This window comes from Bartonella sp. TT110JLCBS (assembly GCF_042193405.1).
GTDB lineage: Bacteria > Pseudomonadota > Alphaproteobacteria > Rhizobiales > Rhizobiaceae > Bartonella.
Genome location: NZ_JBHILT010000173.1, coordinates 1 through 831, shown reverse-complemented (window position 1 = coordinate 831; position 831 = coordinate 1). Strand labels below are relative to the sequence as shown.

Sequence of the window (831 nt, the reverse complement as noted above, 5' to 3'; positions counted from 1 at the left end):
CATAGCACCCGATGAACCGAAATGACGTTCAATTTGTCCTATAGATTGGTAAAAGAGCATGAGAGATATTCCATATTTACGACCACGGTCACGAGCTTCTTCTAAGATGTTCATATATCCTAACAGATCAATCTCATCTAAAACAAAGAGGACTCTTTTTTCATAGTTTCCATTTGCGGCTTCCATAGCTTTGAGAAGAGAACCAACAAGAATCCGTCCCACACCAGGGTAAGATTTTAGAATTTTGGACGGAATATTCAAAAAGATATCGATATTTCCTTTTGCAATATCAGTTGTTTTAAAGTCGTCACCACTTATAAGGTCGGCATAATTATCAAGGGAAAGCCATTGGGTATCTTTAGAAGCAGTAGCATAAACACTAGAGAAAGTTTGCTGTGCCATATTGGTAAAGACCCCGAGGGTTTCACGAATGAATTGTGATGAAGAATTTGATTGTATTGATTTCAATTTTCCAATAACCGATGGTTCTGGTTCTGATACAATCATACGAAGTGTTTTTAAGTTTTTTTCATGTTCTTTGTATTCATCAGAAAAGACGACATGTGCAAGTAGACCTGTTAACAAATTGTGAGCATGAGAGATAAAAAATTGATCGGTTGAAGTGGATCTATAATTTTCTGAAAGGAGGAGTCGTGCTGTCTCTACGAGACCTACTTCCTTTTCACAAATAGGGATATTTTTATCTAATAACCAATCTAAAGGATTAAAAGTTTTTGTTGAATCTCCATGGGGATCAAGAACGTATACTTTTCTGTTTGACAGCTGCCTTGTTTTTTTTACCATTGGAGCGATTTCAGTTGAAGGGTCAAA

1 protein-coding gene is annotated in these 831 nt (G+C 36.3%); it reads right to left on the bottom strand.

What is annotated here, in order from left to right; all coding sequences use genetic code 11:
• Positions 1-831: type IV secretory system conjugative DNA transfer family protein (locus tag ACFILW_RS10260; RefSeq protein ID WP_375685788.1), on the bottom strand; the 831-nt coding region annotated here is incomplete at both ends.